Source organism: Rhodococcus sp. IEGM 1351 (assembly GCF_030056875.1).
GTDB classification, from domain to species: Bacteria; Actinomycetota; Actinomycetes; order Mycobacteriales; family Mycobacteriaceae; genus Rhodococcus_F; species Rhodococcus_F opacus.
This window is the reverse complement of record NZ_JASHKU010000009.1, coordinates 1-15,437: the sequence shown is the minus strand read 5'-3', so window position 1 is coordinate 15,437 and position 15,437 is coordinate 1. Positions and strand designations below refer to the sequence as shown.

Annotated in this window: 16 protein-coding genes; 1 reads left to right on the top strand and 15 read right to left on the bottom strand. The window is 66.7% G+C overall.

Going from position 1 to position 15,437, the window contains the following annotated elements:
* The first annotated feature begins 28 nt into the window (after nt 1–28).
* Nucleotides 29–793 (top strand): SDR family NAD(P)-dependent oxidoreductase, encoded by a 765-nt coding sequence (locus QM806_RS17170; RefSeq protein ID WP_005254922.1) that lies wholly within the window; start codon nt 29–31, stop codon nt 791–793.
* A gap of 58 nt (nt 794–851) precedes the next feature.
* Here the strand turns inward: QM806_RS17170 and QM806_RS17165 are convergent, their stop codons facing one another.
* From QM806_RS17165 to QM806_RS17095, 15 genes are all read right to left on the bottom strand, one after another.
* Nucleotides 852–1,883: an NADP-dependent oxidoreductase gene (locus QM806_RS17165; RefSeq protein WP_005562143.1), complete on the bottom strand. Its 1,032-nt coding sequence runs from the start codon at nt 1,881–1,883 to the stop codon at nt 852–854.
* A gap of 17 nt (nt 1,884–1,900) precedes the next feature.
* Nucleotides 1,901–2,902 (bottom strand): MBL fold metallo-hydrolase, encoded by a 1,002-nt coding sequence (locus tag QM806_RS17160; protein ID WP_005254927.1) that lies wholly within the window; start codon nt 2,900–2,902, stop codon nt 1,901–1,903.
* A gap of 11 nt (nt 2,903–2,913) precedes the next feature.
* Nucleotides 2,914–3,249 carry an EthD family reductase gene (locus QM806_RS17155; protein WP_169693447.1) on the bottom strand — a complete coding sequence of 112 codons (336 nt, stop codon included), beginning with the start codon at nt 3,247–3,249 and terminating at the stop codon, nt 2,914–2,916.
* Nucleotides 3,250–3,324: 75 nt separating this feature from the next.
* The gene (locus tag QM806_RS17150) at nt 3,325–3,933 is read right to left on the bottom strand and encodes a TetR/AcrR family transcriptional regulator (protein ID WP_005254930.1); all 609 of its coding nucleotides are present in this window, start codon (nt 3,931–3,933) and stop codon (nt 3,325–3,327) included.
* Nucleotides 3,934–4,015: 82 nt separating this feature from the next.
* Complete coding sequence (locus tag QM806_RS17145) at nt 4,016–5,524, bottom strand: class I adenylate-forming enzyme family protein (RefSeq protein ID WP_283292120.1); 1,509 nt, start codon at nt 5,522–5,524, stop codon at nt 4,016–4,018.
* Between the two features lie 74 nt (nt 5,525–5,598).
* On the bottom strand, nt 5,599–6,666 hold the full coding sequence (locus tag QM806_RS17140; protein WP_283292118.1) for an NAD(P)-dependent alcohol dehydrogenase: 1,068 nt from the start codon (nt 6,664–6,666) through the stop codon (nt 5,599–5,601).
* A gap of 15 nt (nt 6,667–6,681) precedes the next feature.
* On the bottom strand, nt 6,682–7,443 hold the full coding sequence (locus QM806_RS17135; RefSeq protein WP_005562147.1) for an SDR family NAD(P)-dependent oxidoreductase: 762 nt from the start codon (nt 7,441–7,443) through the stop codon (nt 6,682–6,684).
* 37 nt (nt 7,444–7,480) lie between these two features.
* A complete protein-coding gene (locus QM806_RS17130) occupies nt 7,481–8,242 on the bottom strand; it encodes an SDR family NAD(P)-dependent oxidoreductase (protein WP_005254940.1) in 762 nt (253 codons plus the stop codon).
* Nucleotides 8,239–9,441, bottom strand: coding sequence for an acyl-CoA dehydrogenase family protein (locus QM806_RS17125; RefSeq protein ID WP_283292115.1), 1,203 nt, complete (start codon nt 9,439–9,441; stop codon nt 8,239–8,241). Before QM806_RS17125 ends, QM806_RS17130 begins: the two co-directional genes overlap by 4 nt.
* Nucleotides 9,442–9,491: 50 nt before the next feature.
* Nucleotides 9,492–10,454: a phosphotransferase family protein gene (locus tag QM806_RS17120; protein WP_005562148.1), complete on the bottom strand. Its 963-nt coding sequence runs from the start codon at nt 10,452–10,454 to the stop codon at nt 9,492–9,494.
* Nucleotides 10,451–11,656: an acyl-CoA dehydrogenase family protein gene (locus QM806_RS17115; RefSeq protein ID WP_231137814.1), complete on the bottom strand. Its 1,206-nt coding sequence runs from the start codon at nt 11,654–11,656 to the stop codon at nt 10,451–10,453. Before QM806_RS17115 ends, QM806_RS17120 begins: the two co-directional genes overlap by 4 nt.
* Before the next feature lie 9 nt (nt 11,657–11,665).
* Nucleotides 11,666–12,814 (bottom strand): thiolase family protein, encoded by a 1,149-nt coding sequence (locus QM806_RS17110; RefSeq protein ID WP_005562149.1) that lies wholly within the window; start codon nt 12,812–12,814, stop codon nt 11,666–11,668.
* The gene (locus tag QM806_RS17105; RefSeq protein WP_005254946.1) at nt 12,814–13,191 is read right to left on the bottom strand and encodes a Zn-ribbon domain-containing OB-fold protein; all 378 of its coding nucleotides are present in this window, start codon (nt 13,189–13,191) and stop codon (nt 12,814–12,816) included. Before QM806_RS17105 ends, QM806_RS17110 begins: the two co-directional genes overlap by 1 nt.
* 37 nt (nt 13,192–13,228) lie before the next feature.
* A complete protein-coding gene (locus tag QM806_RS17100) occupies nt 13,229–14,017 on the bottom strand; it encodes an enoyl-CoA hydratase/isomerase family protein (protein WP_005254947.1) in 789 nt (262 codons plus the stop codon).
* 121 nt (nt 14,018–14,138) lie between these two features.
* Nucleotides 14,139–15,278, bottom strand: a complete 1,140-nt coding sequence (locus QM806_RS17095) for an acyl-CoA dehydrogenase family protein (RefSeq protein ID WP_037203393.1) — start codon at nt 15,276–15,278, stop codon at nt 14,139–14,141.
* Nucleotides 15,279–15,437: the final 159 nt, after the last annotated feature.

Sequence of the window (15,437 nt, the reverse complement as noted above, 5' to 3'; positions counted from 1 at the left end):
CGAGCCGAACAAGTGACAAGGAGTCCAGATGACTGTCGGCCCTGACCGACTTCGCGACAAGGTCGTCCTACTGACGGGTGCGACCGGTGGTATCGGCGCGGAGATCGTCCGAAGGCTCGCCGAAGAGGGCGCTCACGTCGTCCTGACTGATCTCGAGAAGTCGGGCTGCCAGGACTTGCTCGATACGCTCACCCAGCCCGAGCGACATACAGCGCTCGCCCTCGACGTCTCCTCCGAGGAACAGTGGGAAGACGTCGTGGCAGCAACCGAGAGCACGTTCGGCGCGCTGCACGCCTTGGTCAACAACGCTGCCATCGGCAGCGTCGCCACGGTCGACGAGGAAACCCGATCACAGTGGGATCGGGTGATCGGGGTCGGCCAGACCGGCACGTGGCTGGGTATGAAACACGCCGGCCCGCTGATCGAGCGGAGCGGCGGCGGTTCGATCGTGAACATGTGCTCGATACTGGGAACGGTGGGCGGCCTGGGCAACAGCGTTGCCTATGCAGCCGCCAAAGGGGCAGTCCGCACGATGACCAAGAACGCTGCCCTGCACTGGGCGAAAGCGAGGGTGCGCGTCAACTCTCTGCACCCGGGATTCATCGGGACGCCCCCACTACTCGAGCGCTGGGAGGGCAGCGAGCGTCACCGCGAGATGCTGGCCGGCACCCCGATGGGTCGACTCGGGCGGGGTGAGGAGATCGCGGCCGTCGTCGCCTTCCTGGCCGGCGACGACTCCACCTTCGTCACCGGCTCGGAGATCTACGCCGACGGTGGGTGGACGGCGGCCTGAGCTACGCAGAACGAACATGGCCTCCGCGTGATGCGGAGGCCATGTTCGTCTGGGAGCATCAGCGTAGGCAGCACAGCGTCTTTCCCACGGTCCGGCCCTGCAGCATCGCGACGATGGCGTCCGGCGCCGACCCGAGGCCGTCGAACACGGTTTCCTCGACAACGAGGCGACCGTCGCGGAGGTAGCTTCCCACCTCGGCCCGCATGTCGCCGAGCAGATGGTCGTAGGCTCCAGCCCGGAAACCCTGCACCGTCAGGTTCTTCGCGACGATCTGAAAGAGATTGCCCGGACTCGGTGCCGCCGTGTCCGCGTCATAGGAGGCGACGGCGCCCGCCATGGCCACGCGGCCGCCCGTCCGGAGGTGATACAGGGCGGCCTCGAGATGCGCTCCACCCACGTTGTCGAAATACAGGTCGATGCCGTCCGGTGCCGCGCACCCGAGTGCTTCCACCAGGTCCGGGCTGTGGTAGTCGAATGCTGCATCGAGTTTCAGTTCGTCCAGCAGGAACCTGACCTTCTCACCGGAACCTGTGCTGCCGACCACGTAGTGACCTCGGAGCTTCGCAATCTGCGCGGCGAGGCTGCCGACCGCACCCGCGGCCGACGAGATCCACACGACGTCTCCGCTCGTGAGTCCACCGATGCACTGCAATCCCACGTACGCCGTGAGCCCGGAACTGCCCAGCGCTCCGAGATAGGATTGCGGCGGGTGCACGCTCGTGTCGAGGCGTGTCACTCCGCCTGCCCCGGCCAAGGTTTCGCTGCCCTGCCGGACCACCGCGAACTCGCGAAAACCCTTGATGTGCAGAACCGTGTCGCCCTTCTCGAAGCCGGGGTCACGGGACTCGAGTACCTCGCCGACAGCCAACCCGGTCAGTGTCTCCCCGATGCGGAACGGTGGGAGGTAGCCCGCGGGACCCGTGGGGCCGAGACGCATCCTGACAGACGGGTCGATCGACAACCACGAGTTGCGCACGAGAATGTCACCGGGCGTCAGTTCTTCGGGAACCGTCACCATGTCGAGGCGGAAGTCCGACGGCCGGACCTTCCCCTGGGGATGGCGCGCCAGTTTCAACTCGTGACTCTGCATTGGGAATCCTTCCGCACTCAGACGACGGAGAAGACGTCGCGGTCGTCTCGTCTTCGGACCGTTAGCCGGCCACGATCGACCAACATGTCGAGGTGGGCGAGGGTCTCACAGGTGGCGATCATTTGATTGAACGGGTCGAGAGTGGAGAACGGCCTCTCGCGACGGGTCCACGTGACCGCGTCTGCGACGGCAATCGCGGTCGCGGGCCCGAGCGAGACCAGCGCGTCGCGCATGGATATGAAACGCCGGTCATGATGTGCGAGAAGTTCTTCGACGCGCAGGTGCACGCTCGGCGTCGGATCTCCGTGCGCCGGGAGCAGTTGCGAGTCGGGGCGTTCGAGCAGACGGGTCAGCGACTCGAGGTAGCGCCCCAACGGCAGATCCCAGTCGCCGAGTTCGAAGCCGATCGACGGTGTGATCGTGGGCAGGACGTGGTCGCCACTGAAGAGCACCTCTTGTTCTTCGTCGTGAAATACCATGTGCCCCTTCGTGTGACCGGGCGTGTGCACCACATCGAGTGTGCGCCGTCCGATCCGGACCGGACCTGCGGTGAGCCAGTGGTCGGGCTGTTCCCAGTCCGAGGGGTGGAACGGCTCCGCAGCGGTCAGAACCTCGACCGTGTCCGCCAGGAGAGTGGCACCGGCGCGGCGGAGTTCGTGTAGCGAATCCGTCGGCACGTTACTGCCGAGTGCACTGACGGCTGCCAATCCGTCAGCCTCGGCGATCCCGAGGTGGACGCGGGAGCCGTGTCGGCGGCGGAGTTCGATCGCGAACGTGTAGTGATCGCGGTGCACGTGGGTGACATAGATGTCGTGAATCTGCTCGGTGCTGCGCCCGATCCGAAGCAGGGCGCGCTCCATCTCGTCGAAGGTCGTGCCGACTCGCCAGCCACCGTCGATGAGGGCAAGCCCGTCCTCGGTCTCGAGGGCATAGATGTTCACTGCCCCGAGGCCGTCTCCAGGCATCTGGAGGGGCACTCGATGCACACCGGGCGCCACCTCGTAGCAGCCCGGTTCCATCCAGTGCGCCCTCATGATTGACCGCTGTCCACTTCGACCATCGTTTTCTCCTCCCCCATGACGAGGATGCGTTTTCCACGCATCTGGCCGACGTTGTCCACTGCGGCTTGCCATTCCGGGCTGGCGAGCGCGGCATCGAGGTCCTCACGGGAGTCGAAGCTCAGAATCGAGACGCCGTCCCATTCCCGGGACCGGTCGTCCATGGCGTCGAGCACCTCGGTGTGCTGCCAGCGCCGCAGGCCCGGCAGCGGGTAGGTCACGTCGGCATGTTCACCGCGCCACCACTCGATGAACTGCTCATGACTCCAGTCGTGCGGACGCGCGGCCAAGACGATCAAGTTGTACATCATCACTCCATAACTGACCTGAATTTAGTTCAAATATCGAGAGTAAGAAAAACCACCCCTCCGCAGACGCCCGCGTTACGCGCGGACGATGCGCAGGGTGGCGTCGCGAACGTGCTGGTTGAGCTGGTCCAGGGTCATGTCCCCGCCGGGGCGATACCACCGCCACACACTGACGACGAGTCCGAGAATCAGCCGGGCAATCAGACGTGGATCGGCGTCGGCGAAGACTCCGGCGCCGATCCCCTTCGCAATGAGGAGAGACCACGCCTCTTCGATCGAGTTCACCAGCGCACGTGAGGTCTGGCGCTCGGCTTCTTCCTTCTCGGATTGGCGGGGAGTGGCGAGCAGATCCATGTGACTCTGGAGGATGCGACGCTGCAAGGCGTCCCGGGGGGTCGCTTCCAGCGCACTGGTGACGGCGGCACCCAACGCCTCCACCGGGTCGTCGACGCCCTCGATCGCGGCCGTGAATCGCTCGAGGGACTCCGCCAGTTCGAGACGCATGATGGTCAGCAGGCAGTGACCCTTCGACTCGAAATAGTGATAGAGCGCCGTCTGGCCGATACCGACCTCGTCGGCAATCGACGCCCACTTCGTGTGCTCGAAGCCGACCTCCCCGAAGCGTTCGATCGCGGCCGTCAGAATGAGCCCACGCTTCGAACGCGGACCATCGCGGAGCGTCATAGCTTCTACGGACACGGGTCCCCCATCCATCTGTTTTTCGGGTCGGCACCTCAGAGACTACCTGAACTGAGGTGAAGTCGGGTCAATATGAGTGGCTGTCGGCACCCGCGAGCAGGCGTGTTGCAAGGTCCACCGCATCCGGCCGAGACAGCTTCCCCACCCGATTCTGCGGCAGATCGTCGATCGTGAAGACGAACTCCGGCCACTTGAACTTCGGGAACTCGACGTCTCCGAGGTGCGCAGTCACCTCACCGAGGGTAACCGGTGCACCCGTGCTCACGACCAAAGCCGCGGCACGTTCACCGAGTAGCTCGTCCGGAACCGGGACCACACACACCTGGGACACGGTCGGGATGCGCGCGATCGCGGCCTCGACCTCGTTGATATCGATGTTGCGGCCCCCACGAATGATTATCTGCTTCTGACGCCCCATCACCCGGATGGTGCCGTCTTCGGCGACTTCGACGAGGTCGCCGGTGGGCAGGAATCCGTCCGCGGTGAGTTCGGGGGGCGCAGGAACCCCAGACCGTGCATAACCGACGAAGAGGGAGGGACCCTTGACCTGGGCATCGCCCACGCGGCCCGGTGGCAGAGGAGCGCCGTGTGCGTCGACCGCCCGGACGACGGTCCCGGGGAAGGGACGACCGTCCCGCCCCAGGCGGACGTCCGGTTCGTCCGCGGGCAGCGGGGTCGTGTGCCCGAGACACTCGGACATACCGAACACACGCAGGAACGTGGTGCCGAGAGTCTGCTCGGCGCGCCCGAGCGCGCCGGCGTCCATGGGACCGCCGCCGACGGTCATTGCGCGCAGCGACGTCAGCGCTCCCGCAGCGTCCGGCGCGACGGCCAGCTGAAGCGCCATGGTCGGGACGAGCATCGTCCACGCGACCCGGTGTTCCCGGACGATCTGGAGGGCTGTCGCAGGCTTCCAGCCGTCCATGCAGACCATCGGCGCGGCCAGCACGGCGGGGAGATAGAGCCCGAAGCAGAAAGCGGCTACCGACGACAGTGGCACGAACGCCGCGACAGGATCTCCGGGTTCGAGACCGACCGCCTCGATCGTGCACCGGCAGGCGTACCGGATTGCAGATTCGGACTGCACCACGCACTTGGGATGTCCGGTCGACCCGGACGTCATCGCGATCGCGATCCCGCCGTTCCACCGCTCGATGTCGCTGACCGGTGATCGCGACCAGCGCATCACCCAGCCTGCCGTCGCGACCGCCTCCTCGCAGAACCGGTCCTCCGGTACACCCCACTGCGAGAGCGATTGCCGGTCGGCGATCACCACGTCGGGTGCGATGTCGTCCAAGGCCACAGCGAACTCCGACGGGGTGGCGTGTCGACTGAACACCGCGATCAGACCGCCGCGCAGTCCGACGGCGATGGCCGCGGCGAGTGTGCGCCACGTGTTGTCAGCCTGCACCAGCACCGTCGGTGAGCCACCCGTCGCGGCGTCCAGCTGGGCGGCGAGCCCGGTTGCCGCCGCGACAACCTCCGCCACCGTGTGCTCCCCCGTCGCATCGACGACTGCGATGTCATCCGGAGAATTCGCTGCGCGAGCAACGAATTCGCGTGCCAGCTCCCACATTCCGCCGACCTTTCATTGAAGTGAACTAGTTTCATTATTGACTACAACGCGCACCGCATCCAGCTTTTCGTCCGTTACGGGATCACGACGGCCCTCCCGGTGATCTCGCCGCGCCGCAACTTCGAATACACGTCGAGAACGTTGTCCAACGGGTACGCGGTCGCCTCGACGGCCAGCAAGCCTCGGTTCGCAAGGTCGACCACGGCCTCGAGGTCTGCGCGCGTTCCCCAGAACGGCGCAGTCACCTGCCACCCCGTCGCGAGTCCCACGTCTTTGCCCACCGTGAGCCGGCCGCCGGCGCTGCCGACGGTGACCAGTCGGCCGCCGGGGGCGAGCAACTGCGCCGCCGATTCCATCGTGTCCGGCGCTCCCACGAAATCGAAGACCACATCAGCGCAGTGACGCCGGGCGACACCGGGCCGAGAGGCCGCAACCTCCGCGATGTCCGACACCGCAATGTCCGCCCCCAGTCGACGCGCGAGGTCGCGCGAACTCTCACGCGGATCGACCGCGATGATCGTTCCCGCGCCGAGCGCGCGAAGAACCTGGACCGCGATATGGCCCAGTCCCCCGACACCGACCACCACGGACACGGAGTCGGCGTCGACGAGATCCCGGTTGGTACGGATTGCGTGATACGCCGTCAGGGCGGCATCGGCCAGTGGGGCGGCACTCTCGGGGGCGAGCCCGTAGGTGCGTACCAGGCACCGCTCCGATGGAACGATCATGGTGTCGGCCAGGCCACCGTCGTAGCCGATGCCGTTGCCGATCGCGGCGAGACGACCGTCCTCGCGTGGGCCCAATTCGAAGCAATAGTTCTCGCGGCCTCGGCGGCAGTTGCGGCACTGCCCGCACGACCAGACACCATGGACCACGACGGACTCACCGATCCAGGACTTGTCGGCCTCCGGGCCCGCAGCGACGACGGTTCCCGCCACCTCGTGCCCGAGCGTGAACGGGAGGGGATAGTCGAATACTCCTGCGGGTGCGTCCATCACGTGCAGATCGGATCTGCACAGCCCGGCGGCGGTGACCCGGAGGAGCAGCTGATTCCCCTGAGGTTCGGGAACCGGGACGCGCACAACCCGCGCACCGTCACCCCAGCTGGTCAGGCGCACTGCGCGCATCGTCGGAACTTCCATGGGTGTCACCTTTGCCTACCGGGCGGTCCAGCCGCCATCGACCACCAGAGTCTGGCCTGTGACGTAGGACGACGCGTCCGATGCCAGGAAGAGCACGGCGCCGTCCACTTCGCCGGGGCGTCCGCCGCGGGCGAGCATCGTGTTGCGGCGCACCCAGTCCGCCGAGCGCTGGTTGCTGAATAATCCATCGGTCATTTCCGTGTCGAACCAGCCCGGCACGATGGCGTTCACGCGAATGCCACGTCTACCCCACTGCCCGGCGAGCTCACGGGTCAGCCCGAGCACGCCGGCTTTCGATGCCGCATAGCTCGCACCGCCAATGGGTGCCGTCGAGACGAGCCCGACGACGGAGGAGATATTGATGATCGATGCTGCCTCGCCCGCCGGTGTGGCCGAGGCGACGCACGTGGCGAGATGAAATCCCGCGGCCAGATTGACGTCGAGAATCGAGGAGAACTCCTCCGGGCTCTCGTCCTCGGCGTTCGGTCTGCCGGGTCTGCCCGCGTTGTTGACGAGGACGTCGATCCGCCCGGCCCGCGCGAGTGCCCGATCCACGAGCGAGCGCCGGTCCGAGTCCACGGTGATGTCGCACTCGACGGGGACGACCCCGTCGACCTCGCCTGCCAGCGCCGCGAGACGCTCGACACGGCGGGCGGCCGCGAAGACCGTCGCCCCCGCCGACGCCAGTGTCCGCGCGAATCCCATTCCCAGGCCGGACGACGCACCTGTGACGACGGCGACGCGACCGCTCAGCTGGAACAGCTCGGGTACCTGCATGTGGTTGGCTCCTACTCGTGTTCGTGGCACGCGCGCGTCAGTAGACGGCGGTGCGCCCGCCGTCGACCGGGATGACGGCCCCCGTGGTGTAACCGGCACGGTCACCCGCCAGATGCACGACGAGACCGGCGATTTCGTCCGGGTTCCCCAGGCGCCCGGCCGGGAGTCGGTCGATGATCTTGCCGACGAACTCGTCGTCCCAGTCCGCCGCCATGTCGGTCGCGAATCCGCCCGGCATGATGCAGTTCACCCGTACCCGGGGCGCGTATTCCTGAGCGAAGGCCATCGTCAGCGCGTTGAGGCCGTTCTTCGATGCCGCGTACATCGCCTCCGGCGGGCTGGGCCGCAGTGCGCCGATGCTCGAGATGTTGATGATCGAACCGCCTCCGGCCGCGCTCATCCTGGCGCCGGCCACCGCCATGAGCCGGAACGGGCCCTTGAGGTTGACCTCGATCGTCTTGTCGAAGAGCGACTCGGAGACCGATTCGAGATTCGGCGACAGCGGCGCGATGCCGGCGTTGTTGACAACGATGTCGAGGCTTCCGAACTGCGTGAGAATCTGGTCGACGGCGAGTTCGATCGCGTCCCACTTCCCGACGTGCAGTGCGAGCGGTTCGGCGATGCCACCGGTGTCCCTCGTGATCGCGAGGGCCGCGGAGATGCACGCGTCCTCCTTGCGGCTCGACACGATCACGGTGGCCCCCGCGGCCGCCAGCCCGCTCGCGATGGCGTATCCGAGCCCACGGGTGGCCCCCGTGACGAGAGCGACCTTGCCTGTCAGTTCTCGCGTTGCGTTCATGCGTACTTCTTCAGTTCGAGGCGCGCAATGGTGCGCAGATGGACTTCGTTGGGGCCGTCGGCGATCTGCAGTGCCCGGGTGATCGCATACAGCCGGGCCAGGATCGTGTCGTCACTCACCCCTGCCGCGCCGTAGGTCTGGACGGCGTGGTCGACCACTCGATGAGCGACCTCCATGGCCGCAACCTTGATCGCGGCGACTTCCGAGCGGGCGGCGGCGTTGCCACGGGTGTCCATCAGCCACGACGACTGGAGAACCAGCAGCCGGATCTGGTCGATCTCCATCCGGCTGCGCGCGATCCACTCCCGTACCACACCGCGATCGGCGAGCGGTGCACCGAAGGCATTGCGCTGCAGAGCTCGTCGGCACATCAGCTCGAGGGCGCGCTCGGCCATGCCGATCGCGCGCATCGCGTAGTGCATGCGCCCCGGCCCCAGCCTGCCCTGCGCGATCGCGAAACCGTCGCCCTCGGCGCCGAGCATGTGATCGGCAGGTACCCGGACGTCCGTGAACTGGACCTCGCCGTGACCGAGCCGGTCGCGGTACCCGAACATAGGCAGATCGCGGAGGACCTCGATACCGGGAGAATCCGCGGGCACCAGGATCATGCTCTGCTGCCGGTACGTCGGAGCGTCGGGATCGGACTTGCCCATGAAGATGACGAGCTTGCAGTCGGGGTCGAGAATCCCTGAGGTGTACCATTTCCGGCCGTTCAGGACGTACTCGTCGCCCTCGCGGCGGATGGTCGACGTGATATTGGTGGCGTCGGAGCTCGCCACATCCGGTTCCGTCATGGCGAACGCCGACCGGATCGAGCAGTCGAGGAGCGGCTCCAGCCAGCGGGACTGCTGCTGCTCGGTGCCGAACATGGCGAGGATCTCCATGTTGCCGGTGTCGGGTGCCGAACAGTTGACGGCCTCGTTGCCGATCACCGAGCGGCCGACCAGCTCGGCGAGCGGGGCGTACTCGAGGTTGGTGAGCCCGGCGCCCCACTCGCCGTGCGTCATGAAGAGGTTCCACAATCCGAGTTCTCGTGCCTTCGCCTGCAGGTCCAGCATGACCTTCGGCTGCTCGTGGGGGTTGGCATTTGCACGGATCTGCTCGTCGTACACGGCCTCGGCCGGATAGACGTGCTCTTCCATGAAGGTCCGCAGCTGCTCGAGCAGTCGCTCGGTGCGCGCGGAGTATTCGAAGTCCACGTGAGGTCCTCTCTGTTCCGTCATCGCGTCACGCGATGATCGGAGGTTGATCAGGCAAGTAGCGCGGTTCCGCTGCGGATGAGCTGCGAGATGGTGTCGGGCAGCCGTTCCTGGTCGGGGTCGTGGTGGCGGCCCTCACGGTGCCGGCGCAGGTTGTGGCCCATGATCGCCGCCATCTTCAGACGGCCGAGCGCGTTGAACCAGTTCATGTCCGGCAGTGCCGGGTGGTCCCCGGTGTAGAGGTCGATCAGTTCGTCCGCGGACGGCAGGTCCGGCACCGCGCGCCCCACGCCGGGAAAGTTCGCACCGTCGGCGAAGACGAGGAACCAGCCCAATTCGACCCGCGGATCGCCCAGGCTCCAGATCTCCCAGTCGATCAACGCCGCCGGCTCGGTGTCACGCGCGATGATGTTGCCGAGCCGGTAGTCGCCGTGCACCAGCGTCGGTGGCAGCGCGTCGGGGAGATCGGCGGCGAGCAGACGCAGCAACTCGTCGCCCCCACTGACGAGCTCGGGGGGAACGGCGTCCAGGGTGCGTTTCCACCGGGCCAGCTCCGCAGCGGGTGACAACGGATCCCCGGCCGCCGGGATCGTGTCGACCGGCACCGCGTGCAGCAGCGGCAGTACCGCGGCCGCACGGCGCATCCGCGCGGCCGCGACGGCCGGTTCGACCGGCGGCGTATCGAGCACCGGCTCGAGTGATTCCCCGGCCACACACTCCATCGCGAACCACGCCGGCCCGCTCTCGTCGACGGCGACGATCCGAGGCACGGGAACCTCTGTCGCACCGAGTGTTTCCATGATCCGCGCCTGACGCACCATGTCGTGCCGCCCGATGGGGCGTTGCCCCTCGGGAACCGCCTTGACCACGAGGTCGCCGTCGCTGGTCGGCACTTTGTACGTCAACCCGGAATGCCCACCGAGAAGTGGCTCGAGTGCGCCGATGTCGAGGCCGGGGCTCTGCTCGCGCAGGCGCTGGGCCACCCGGACGCCGAGCGTGCTGTTCGTGATCATCGGCGCGGCTCCCTCGGCAGACCGAGAACACGCTCGGCGAGGATGTTGCGCTGGATCTCGTCGGTGCCGCCCGCGATCCGGTACCCGGGTGCGCCGAGCACATGCTCCGTCCACGCGAACGTTCCCCACTCGCCCGAGTCGGCAATCAGATCGCGTCCCAGCAACAGCCGGACCACCTCCGACGTGCGCGCCATGGTGTCCGTGGCAAGCAACTTGCCCACCGAAGCCTCGGGGCCGGGGTCCTTGTCGGCGACCACTGCCGCGGCCACCCGCATTCCGGTCACGCGCTGGACATAGCTGCGGGTCACGAGGTCCGCGACCTTGTCACGCTCGATCTCGGTGAGCGGCCGGTCGAGGTGACGGGCGAGTTCGACGGCGTGATCGGCGTTGGCCAGACCCAGGTTCCCGGCATCGAGTCGTTCGGCCGCCAGCACCGTCAAGGCGACCGGCCACCCCTCCCCCACGGGCCCCAACCGGTGGTCGTCCGACAGTTCGACACCGTCGAGATAGACCTCGTTGAAGGAACTGCCCCCGGTCATCTGGCGGATCGGGCGGACGGTGACCCCGGGAGCATCCATCGGGACCAGGAACACCGTGAGGCCTGTGTGTTTGGGCGCTTCGGGGTCGGTACGGCACACCGCCACCCCGACGTCGGCGACGCGGGCGCCGGACGTCCAGACCTTGTGCCCGGTGATCGTCCACCGGCCATTCCGTTCGACTGCCCTCGTCCGGACGGCGGCAAGGTCGGATCCGGCTTCGGTCTCCGAAAAGAGCTGACAGGCAATGATATCGGTCCGGAGCATCGCGCGCACATACCGCTCGCACTGTTCCGGTGTTCCCCACTGGGCGATCGCCGGGGCTACCAGTTGCTGAGTCACCGAGAACATTTCGGTCCGGCGCGGCACGTCGAATGCGTTCTCCTCCCGCCGGAACGCGAGGACGTAGGACATCGGCAGGCCGCGGCCACCGTACTCGGCCGGCCAGTTCATCGAGCCCCAGCCGGCGTCGAACTTCGTCTGCTCGTACGCGCGGATATGGTCGGTCTCGTCCCGCTCCTGCTCCGCTGTCCAATTCTCGAAGACGGCGACCGAGTCGGATCCCACTCCCCATTTGATCTGGGTGCGCGGTTCGGCGACGGTTCTCAGCCATGCCCGCGCTTCATCCACGAACTGGTCCAGGTCGGGCATCGTTGCTTGATTCATGGCTCTTCCTCAGACGGACAGGACGGTGCAGGCGCTGATTCCGGGCGCACCGTAGACATGGGTGAATCCGATGCGCGGGTGTCCGGGAACCTGTCGGGCACCGGCCTCCCCGCGTAACTGCGTGACGATCTCGTGTATCTGCCGGAGGCCGGAGGCGCCGATCGGTTCCCCGTTGGCGATGCATCCGCCGTCGGTGTTGATTGGGATCCGGCCGCCGATCTCCGTCTCGCCTGCCGCGATCAGTTTCTCCTGTTCGCCGTGCTCACAGAATCCGCACTCGGCCATGTGCATGATCTCGGCACCGCTCTCCGTGTCCTGGAGTTGCGCGACGTCCACATCCGAGGGACCGAGTCCGGCCTGCTCGAATGCGGCGGCGGCGGTAGACGTGCTCACGCTGGGTGGGGTTCCCCGGCCCTGTATCGACGGACCGAACACCTCGAAGGAACCGAACCGGCGGGTGCCCGCCGAGATTCCGCGCAAGTACACCGGCCTTCCGCCGAGGCGCCGGGCGGCGGCCTCACTCGCCACGACGACGGCGGCACCCCCCTCGCCGGGAGAGCAGAACATGTATCGCGTCAGCGGGTCGTTGACCATGTCCGCTGCGGCGATTGCCTCAGCGGACATCGGTTCGCGCCGCCAGGCATTCGGGTTCAGCGAGCCGTTGCGGTACGCCTTCTCCGCCACGGCGGCCAGAGTCGGTGCACTGATTGCGTGCTCGCGCATGTACCGCGCGATCTTGATGCCGAAGAACTGGGTGGTGACCATCAGGCCCGCCTCGCCGTAGCCGACGGGCAGACCCCAATCCTCCGGTGCCGGGTCGAAGGCGCCGCGCGGATGTTTGTCGAATCCGACCGCGAGTGCGATGTCGGCGGCACCCGCACGAATCGCGTTGACGGCCGACACCAGCGCGCTACCGCCGGTCGCGCAACCGTTCTTGACGTTGGTGAAGGGTATTCCCGTGAGCCCGAGTTCGGCGACGAGGGTGTCGGCGAGCCCGGAACCGTCACTGCCACCGAATGCGACCTGAACATCGGTCCACCCGATGCCGGCGTCCGTCAACGCGGACGCAATCGCATCCAGCGCCAGCTGTCGACCGCTCTTGCCCGGCTGACGTCCGAACTTCGACAGTCCGGCCCCGATGATCGACACGGTGGACATCAGCGGATCTCCTTCAGATAGGCATCGGTGGCGAACCGGGGCACCGGCGCCGTGGCGATCAAGGTCACCGGCGCCCCGTCGTCCAGCTCGTCGAAGTCGTGGCATTCGAGCACGGCTTCGATCTTGATTCCCTCGGGGAGTTCGACGTAGCCGACGGCGAACGGCGCGAAACCGTTCGCCGGCGGGACATACGGCGGGGATTTCGGGGCGAACCGCTGAACCGTGTACGCCCAGACCGTCCCGCGTGTGCTCAGGGTGAACGGCGACATCGCCGGTCGTGAGCACTGCGAGCACAGGCCGGTGGCCGGGAACGCGACAGTCGAGCAGTGGGAGCACCGGCTCGCGCCGAGCGCAGGCGCGGTATGTGTCTCGCCCATCCTCATTCTCTCCTCGGGATTCGTCGTCGGCGTCGGATCAGCGACCGACCCAGACCGGCTCACGCTTTTCGAGGAAGGCGTTCACGCCTTCTCGGGCGTCCTCGGACTGCAGCGCGTTGCCGACGGCGAGGTGCTCCATCACCATCAGCGACTGGATGTCCGCGTCGAGACCGCGGTCGATGCACATCTTGGTGAGCTTCATCATGAACGGGCTCTTGTCGACGATCGGGGCGATGAACTCGGCGAGAAGCTTGTCGAGGTCTTCGGGCGGTGCCGAGGCGTTGATCAGGTCGAAGGCCTCCGCCTCCTTGCCGGTGAGGAGTTTGCCGGTCAGCATGAGCTCCTTGGTCTTCCGAATGCCGATCATCCGCGGGAGCCGGTAGATCGGGCCTGCCCCACCGAACAACGCGCGGCGGATGTGGAAGTCGCCGATCCGGGCGTCGTCGGCGGCGATGGCGAAGTCGCAGGAGATCATGAGCTCGAAACCGCCTGCGGTGACGAAGCCTTCGAGCACCGCGACGGACGGCGTGTTCATCGAGTACAGGCGGTCGCACACCTTGGCGGACAGTACGGCGACGTCCATCGCGGTGGTGGAGCCGACGTACTTCTCCCGCAGTTCGTCGAGGTCGAAGCCCGAGCAGAAGGTGCCGTCACGTCCACGCAGGACGAGCACCTTGAGGTTGGGGTCGTTGTCGACCTCCACGATGATCTCGTCGAGGCGATGCAGCAGCTCGACGGTGACCGCGTTCTTCTTGTGCGGGCGGTTGAGCCATACGCGGGCGACGTCGCCGTCCTTCTCGAGCACGATGTGGTCGGTGTCCACCATGTCGGTGTCCTTTCGAGGGTTAAAACTGAACTGGATTCACTTCAGTTCTACTGGGTGGGCGAGGGTCCGTCAATAGGGCGGAGCAAGAGGTTTCGATTCAGCCGGGGCAGACGCCCCCGATTCAGAGCCCGACGAGATCCGCGACGCGACTGCGGTGCGCCCGTGAATCACCGAGAAGCGGTTCGTCGCCGAGCGCGCGGCGAACGTAGGAATGCGCGGCATGTTCCCAGGTGAAGCCGACACCGCCATGCAAATGCACGGCCTCGAGAGCGGTGCCGATCGCGGCCTCGGTGCAGATCGCCCCCGCGACCGCGGCCGGGAGCGCCGCGGAGTCCGGGTCTTCCGAGAACACGGCGGCCGCATACCGCGCCGCCGATCGAGCCTTCTCCAACTCGACCAAAGTGTTGGCCAGTCGATGCTTGACGGCCTGGAAGGAGCCGATCGCTCGCCCGAACTGGTGACGCTGCATCGTGTAGCCCGTTGTGCTTTCGAGTAGACGATCGACGATTCCCACATGTTCGCAGGCCAGCCCGATCACTCCCAGGCTGTGCAGTGATGCGGCCGTCCGCACTGCGTCGCCGGGTCCGACGAGACGCACGGCGTCCGCGTCGTCGAAGAGCAGATTCGCCTGCCGCCGACTGGGATCGATGACCGGAAGCTCCGTGCGCCGCACCGGGGCTGTACGCAGATCCACCGCGTAGAGGCCGGGCCCCTCGTCACCGCGCCCGAGTAGCACGACGATATCGGCCGCGCCGCCCTGCACGACGTTGGTCGCGCGGCCGGACACCGACCAGCGACCTCCGGTCCGGGTGGCGTCGACGAAATCGGTCTCCTCGCTCAGAGCTGTCACGGTCGCGACGAGTTCGCCCTGGACGACCCGCCCCAGCAGTTCGTCGACCTGCGGGCACCTGTCGGCGGCGAGTAGGGCGTGCACCCCCAGCGTCGCGGACGTGAGCACGGGTTCGCCGACCAGCGCGCGCCCGCATTCTTCGAGAACGATCCCGAGTTCGACCACGCCGTAACCCAGACCGCCGCGCTCCTCCGGCACCGCCAGCGCGGCGACGTTCATCTCCTTGACGAGAAGCGACCACAACTCGGGTGAATAGCCGATTTCCGACTCGGCGGCGAGACGGCCGGCCTCGAGCGTCGAATGTCGATCCAGCAACTGGCGGACCACCGCCCGGATATCGTCGTGCTCGGCGACGGGCGTCATCGCCGGGGGTTCGGTCTCGGGCCAGGGATGGGAATGGGGGGACGGCATGAAACTCTCCTCAAATTGACGTGAGTTCAGTTTAGTTTCGTCCAAGCCATCGCGGCAAGGACTCTCGACAATCGGCGTCGGGTTGAACTAAGTTCATTTCATGACCGATGCACTCATGATCGAGCGGTACTACGCGATCCTCGACAGCGGCCGGATCGA

What these genes read in the sequence shown, in the direction of transcription:
- QM806_RS17120 (WP_005562148.1), bottom strand. Translation starts at nt 10,454, where the DNA reads ATGATCACGAACAGCACGCTCGGCGTCCGGGTGGCCCAGCGCCTGCGC.
- QM806_RS17170 (WP_005254922.1), top strand. Translation starts at nt 29, where the DNA reads ATGACTGTCGGCCCTGACCGACTTCGCGACAAGGTCGTCCTACTGACG.
- QM806_RS17135 (WP_005562147.1), bottom strand. Translation starts at nt 7,443, where the DNA reads ATGCAGGTACCCGAGCTGTTCCAGCTGAGCGGTCGCGTCGCCGTCGTC.
- QM806_RS17145 (WP_283292120.1), bottom strand. Translation starts at nt 5,524, where the DNA reads ATGTGGGAGCTGGCACGCGAATTCGTTGCTCGCGCAGCGAATTCTCCG.
- QM806_RS17115 (WP_231137814.1), bottom strand. Translation starts at nt 11,656, where the DNA reads ATGAATCAAGCAACGATGCCCGACCTGGACCAGTTCGTGGATGAAGCG.
- QM806_RS17160 (WP_005254927.1), bottom strand. Translation starts at nt 2,902, where the DNA reads ATGGAACCGGGCTGCTACGAGGTGGCGCCCGGTGTGCATCGAGTGCCC.
- QM806_RS17110 (WP_005562149.1), bottom strand. Translation starts at nt 12,814, where the DNA reads ATGTCCACCGTGTCGATCATCGGGGCCGGACTGTCGAAGTTCGGACGT.
- QM806_RS17100 (WP_005254947.1), bottom strand. Translation starts at nt 14,017, where the DNA reads ATGGTGGACACCGACCACATCGTGCTCGAGAAGGACGGCGACGTCGCC.
- QM806_RS17130 (WP_005254940.1), bottom strand. Translation starts at nt 8,242, where the DNA reads ATGAACGCAACGCGAGAACTGACAGGCAAGGTCGCTCTCGTCACGGGG.
- QM806_RS17155 (WP_169693447.1), bottom strand. Translation starts at nt 3,249, where the DNA reads ATGTACAACTTGATCGTCTTGGCCGCGCGTCCGCACGACTGGAGTCAT.
- QM806_RS17105 (WP_005254946.1), bottom strand. Translation starts at nt 13,191, where the DNA reads ATGGGCGAGACACATACCGCGCCTGCGCTCGGCGCGAGCCGGTGCTCC.
- QM806_RS17095 (WP_037203393.1), bottom strand. Translation starts at nt 15,278, where the DNA reads ATGCCGTCCCCCCATTCCCATCCCTGGCCCGAGACCGAACCCCCGGCG.
- QM806_RS17165 (WP_005562143.1), bottom strand. Translation starts at nt 1,883, where the DNA reads ATGCAGAGTCACGAGTTGAAACTGGCGCGCCATCCCCAGGGGAAGGTC.
- QM806_RS17150 (WP_005254930.1), bottom strand. Translation starts at nt 3,933, where the DNA reads ATGACGCTCCGCGATGGTCCGCGTTCGAAGCGTGGGCTCATTCTGACG.
- QM806_RS17140 (WP_283292118.1), bottom strand. Translation starts at nt 6,666, where the DNA reads ATGGAAGTTCCGACGATGCGCGCAGTGCGCCTGACCAGCTGGGGTGAC.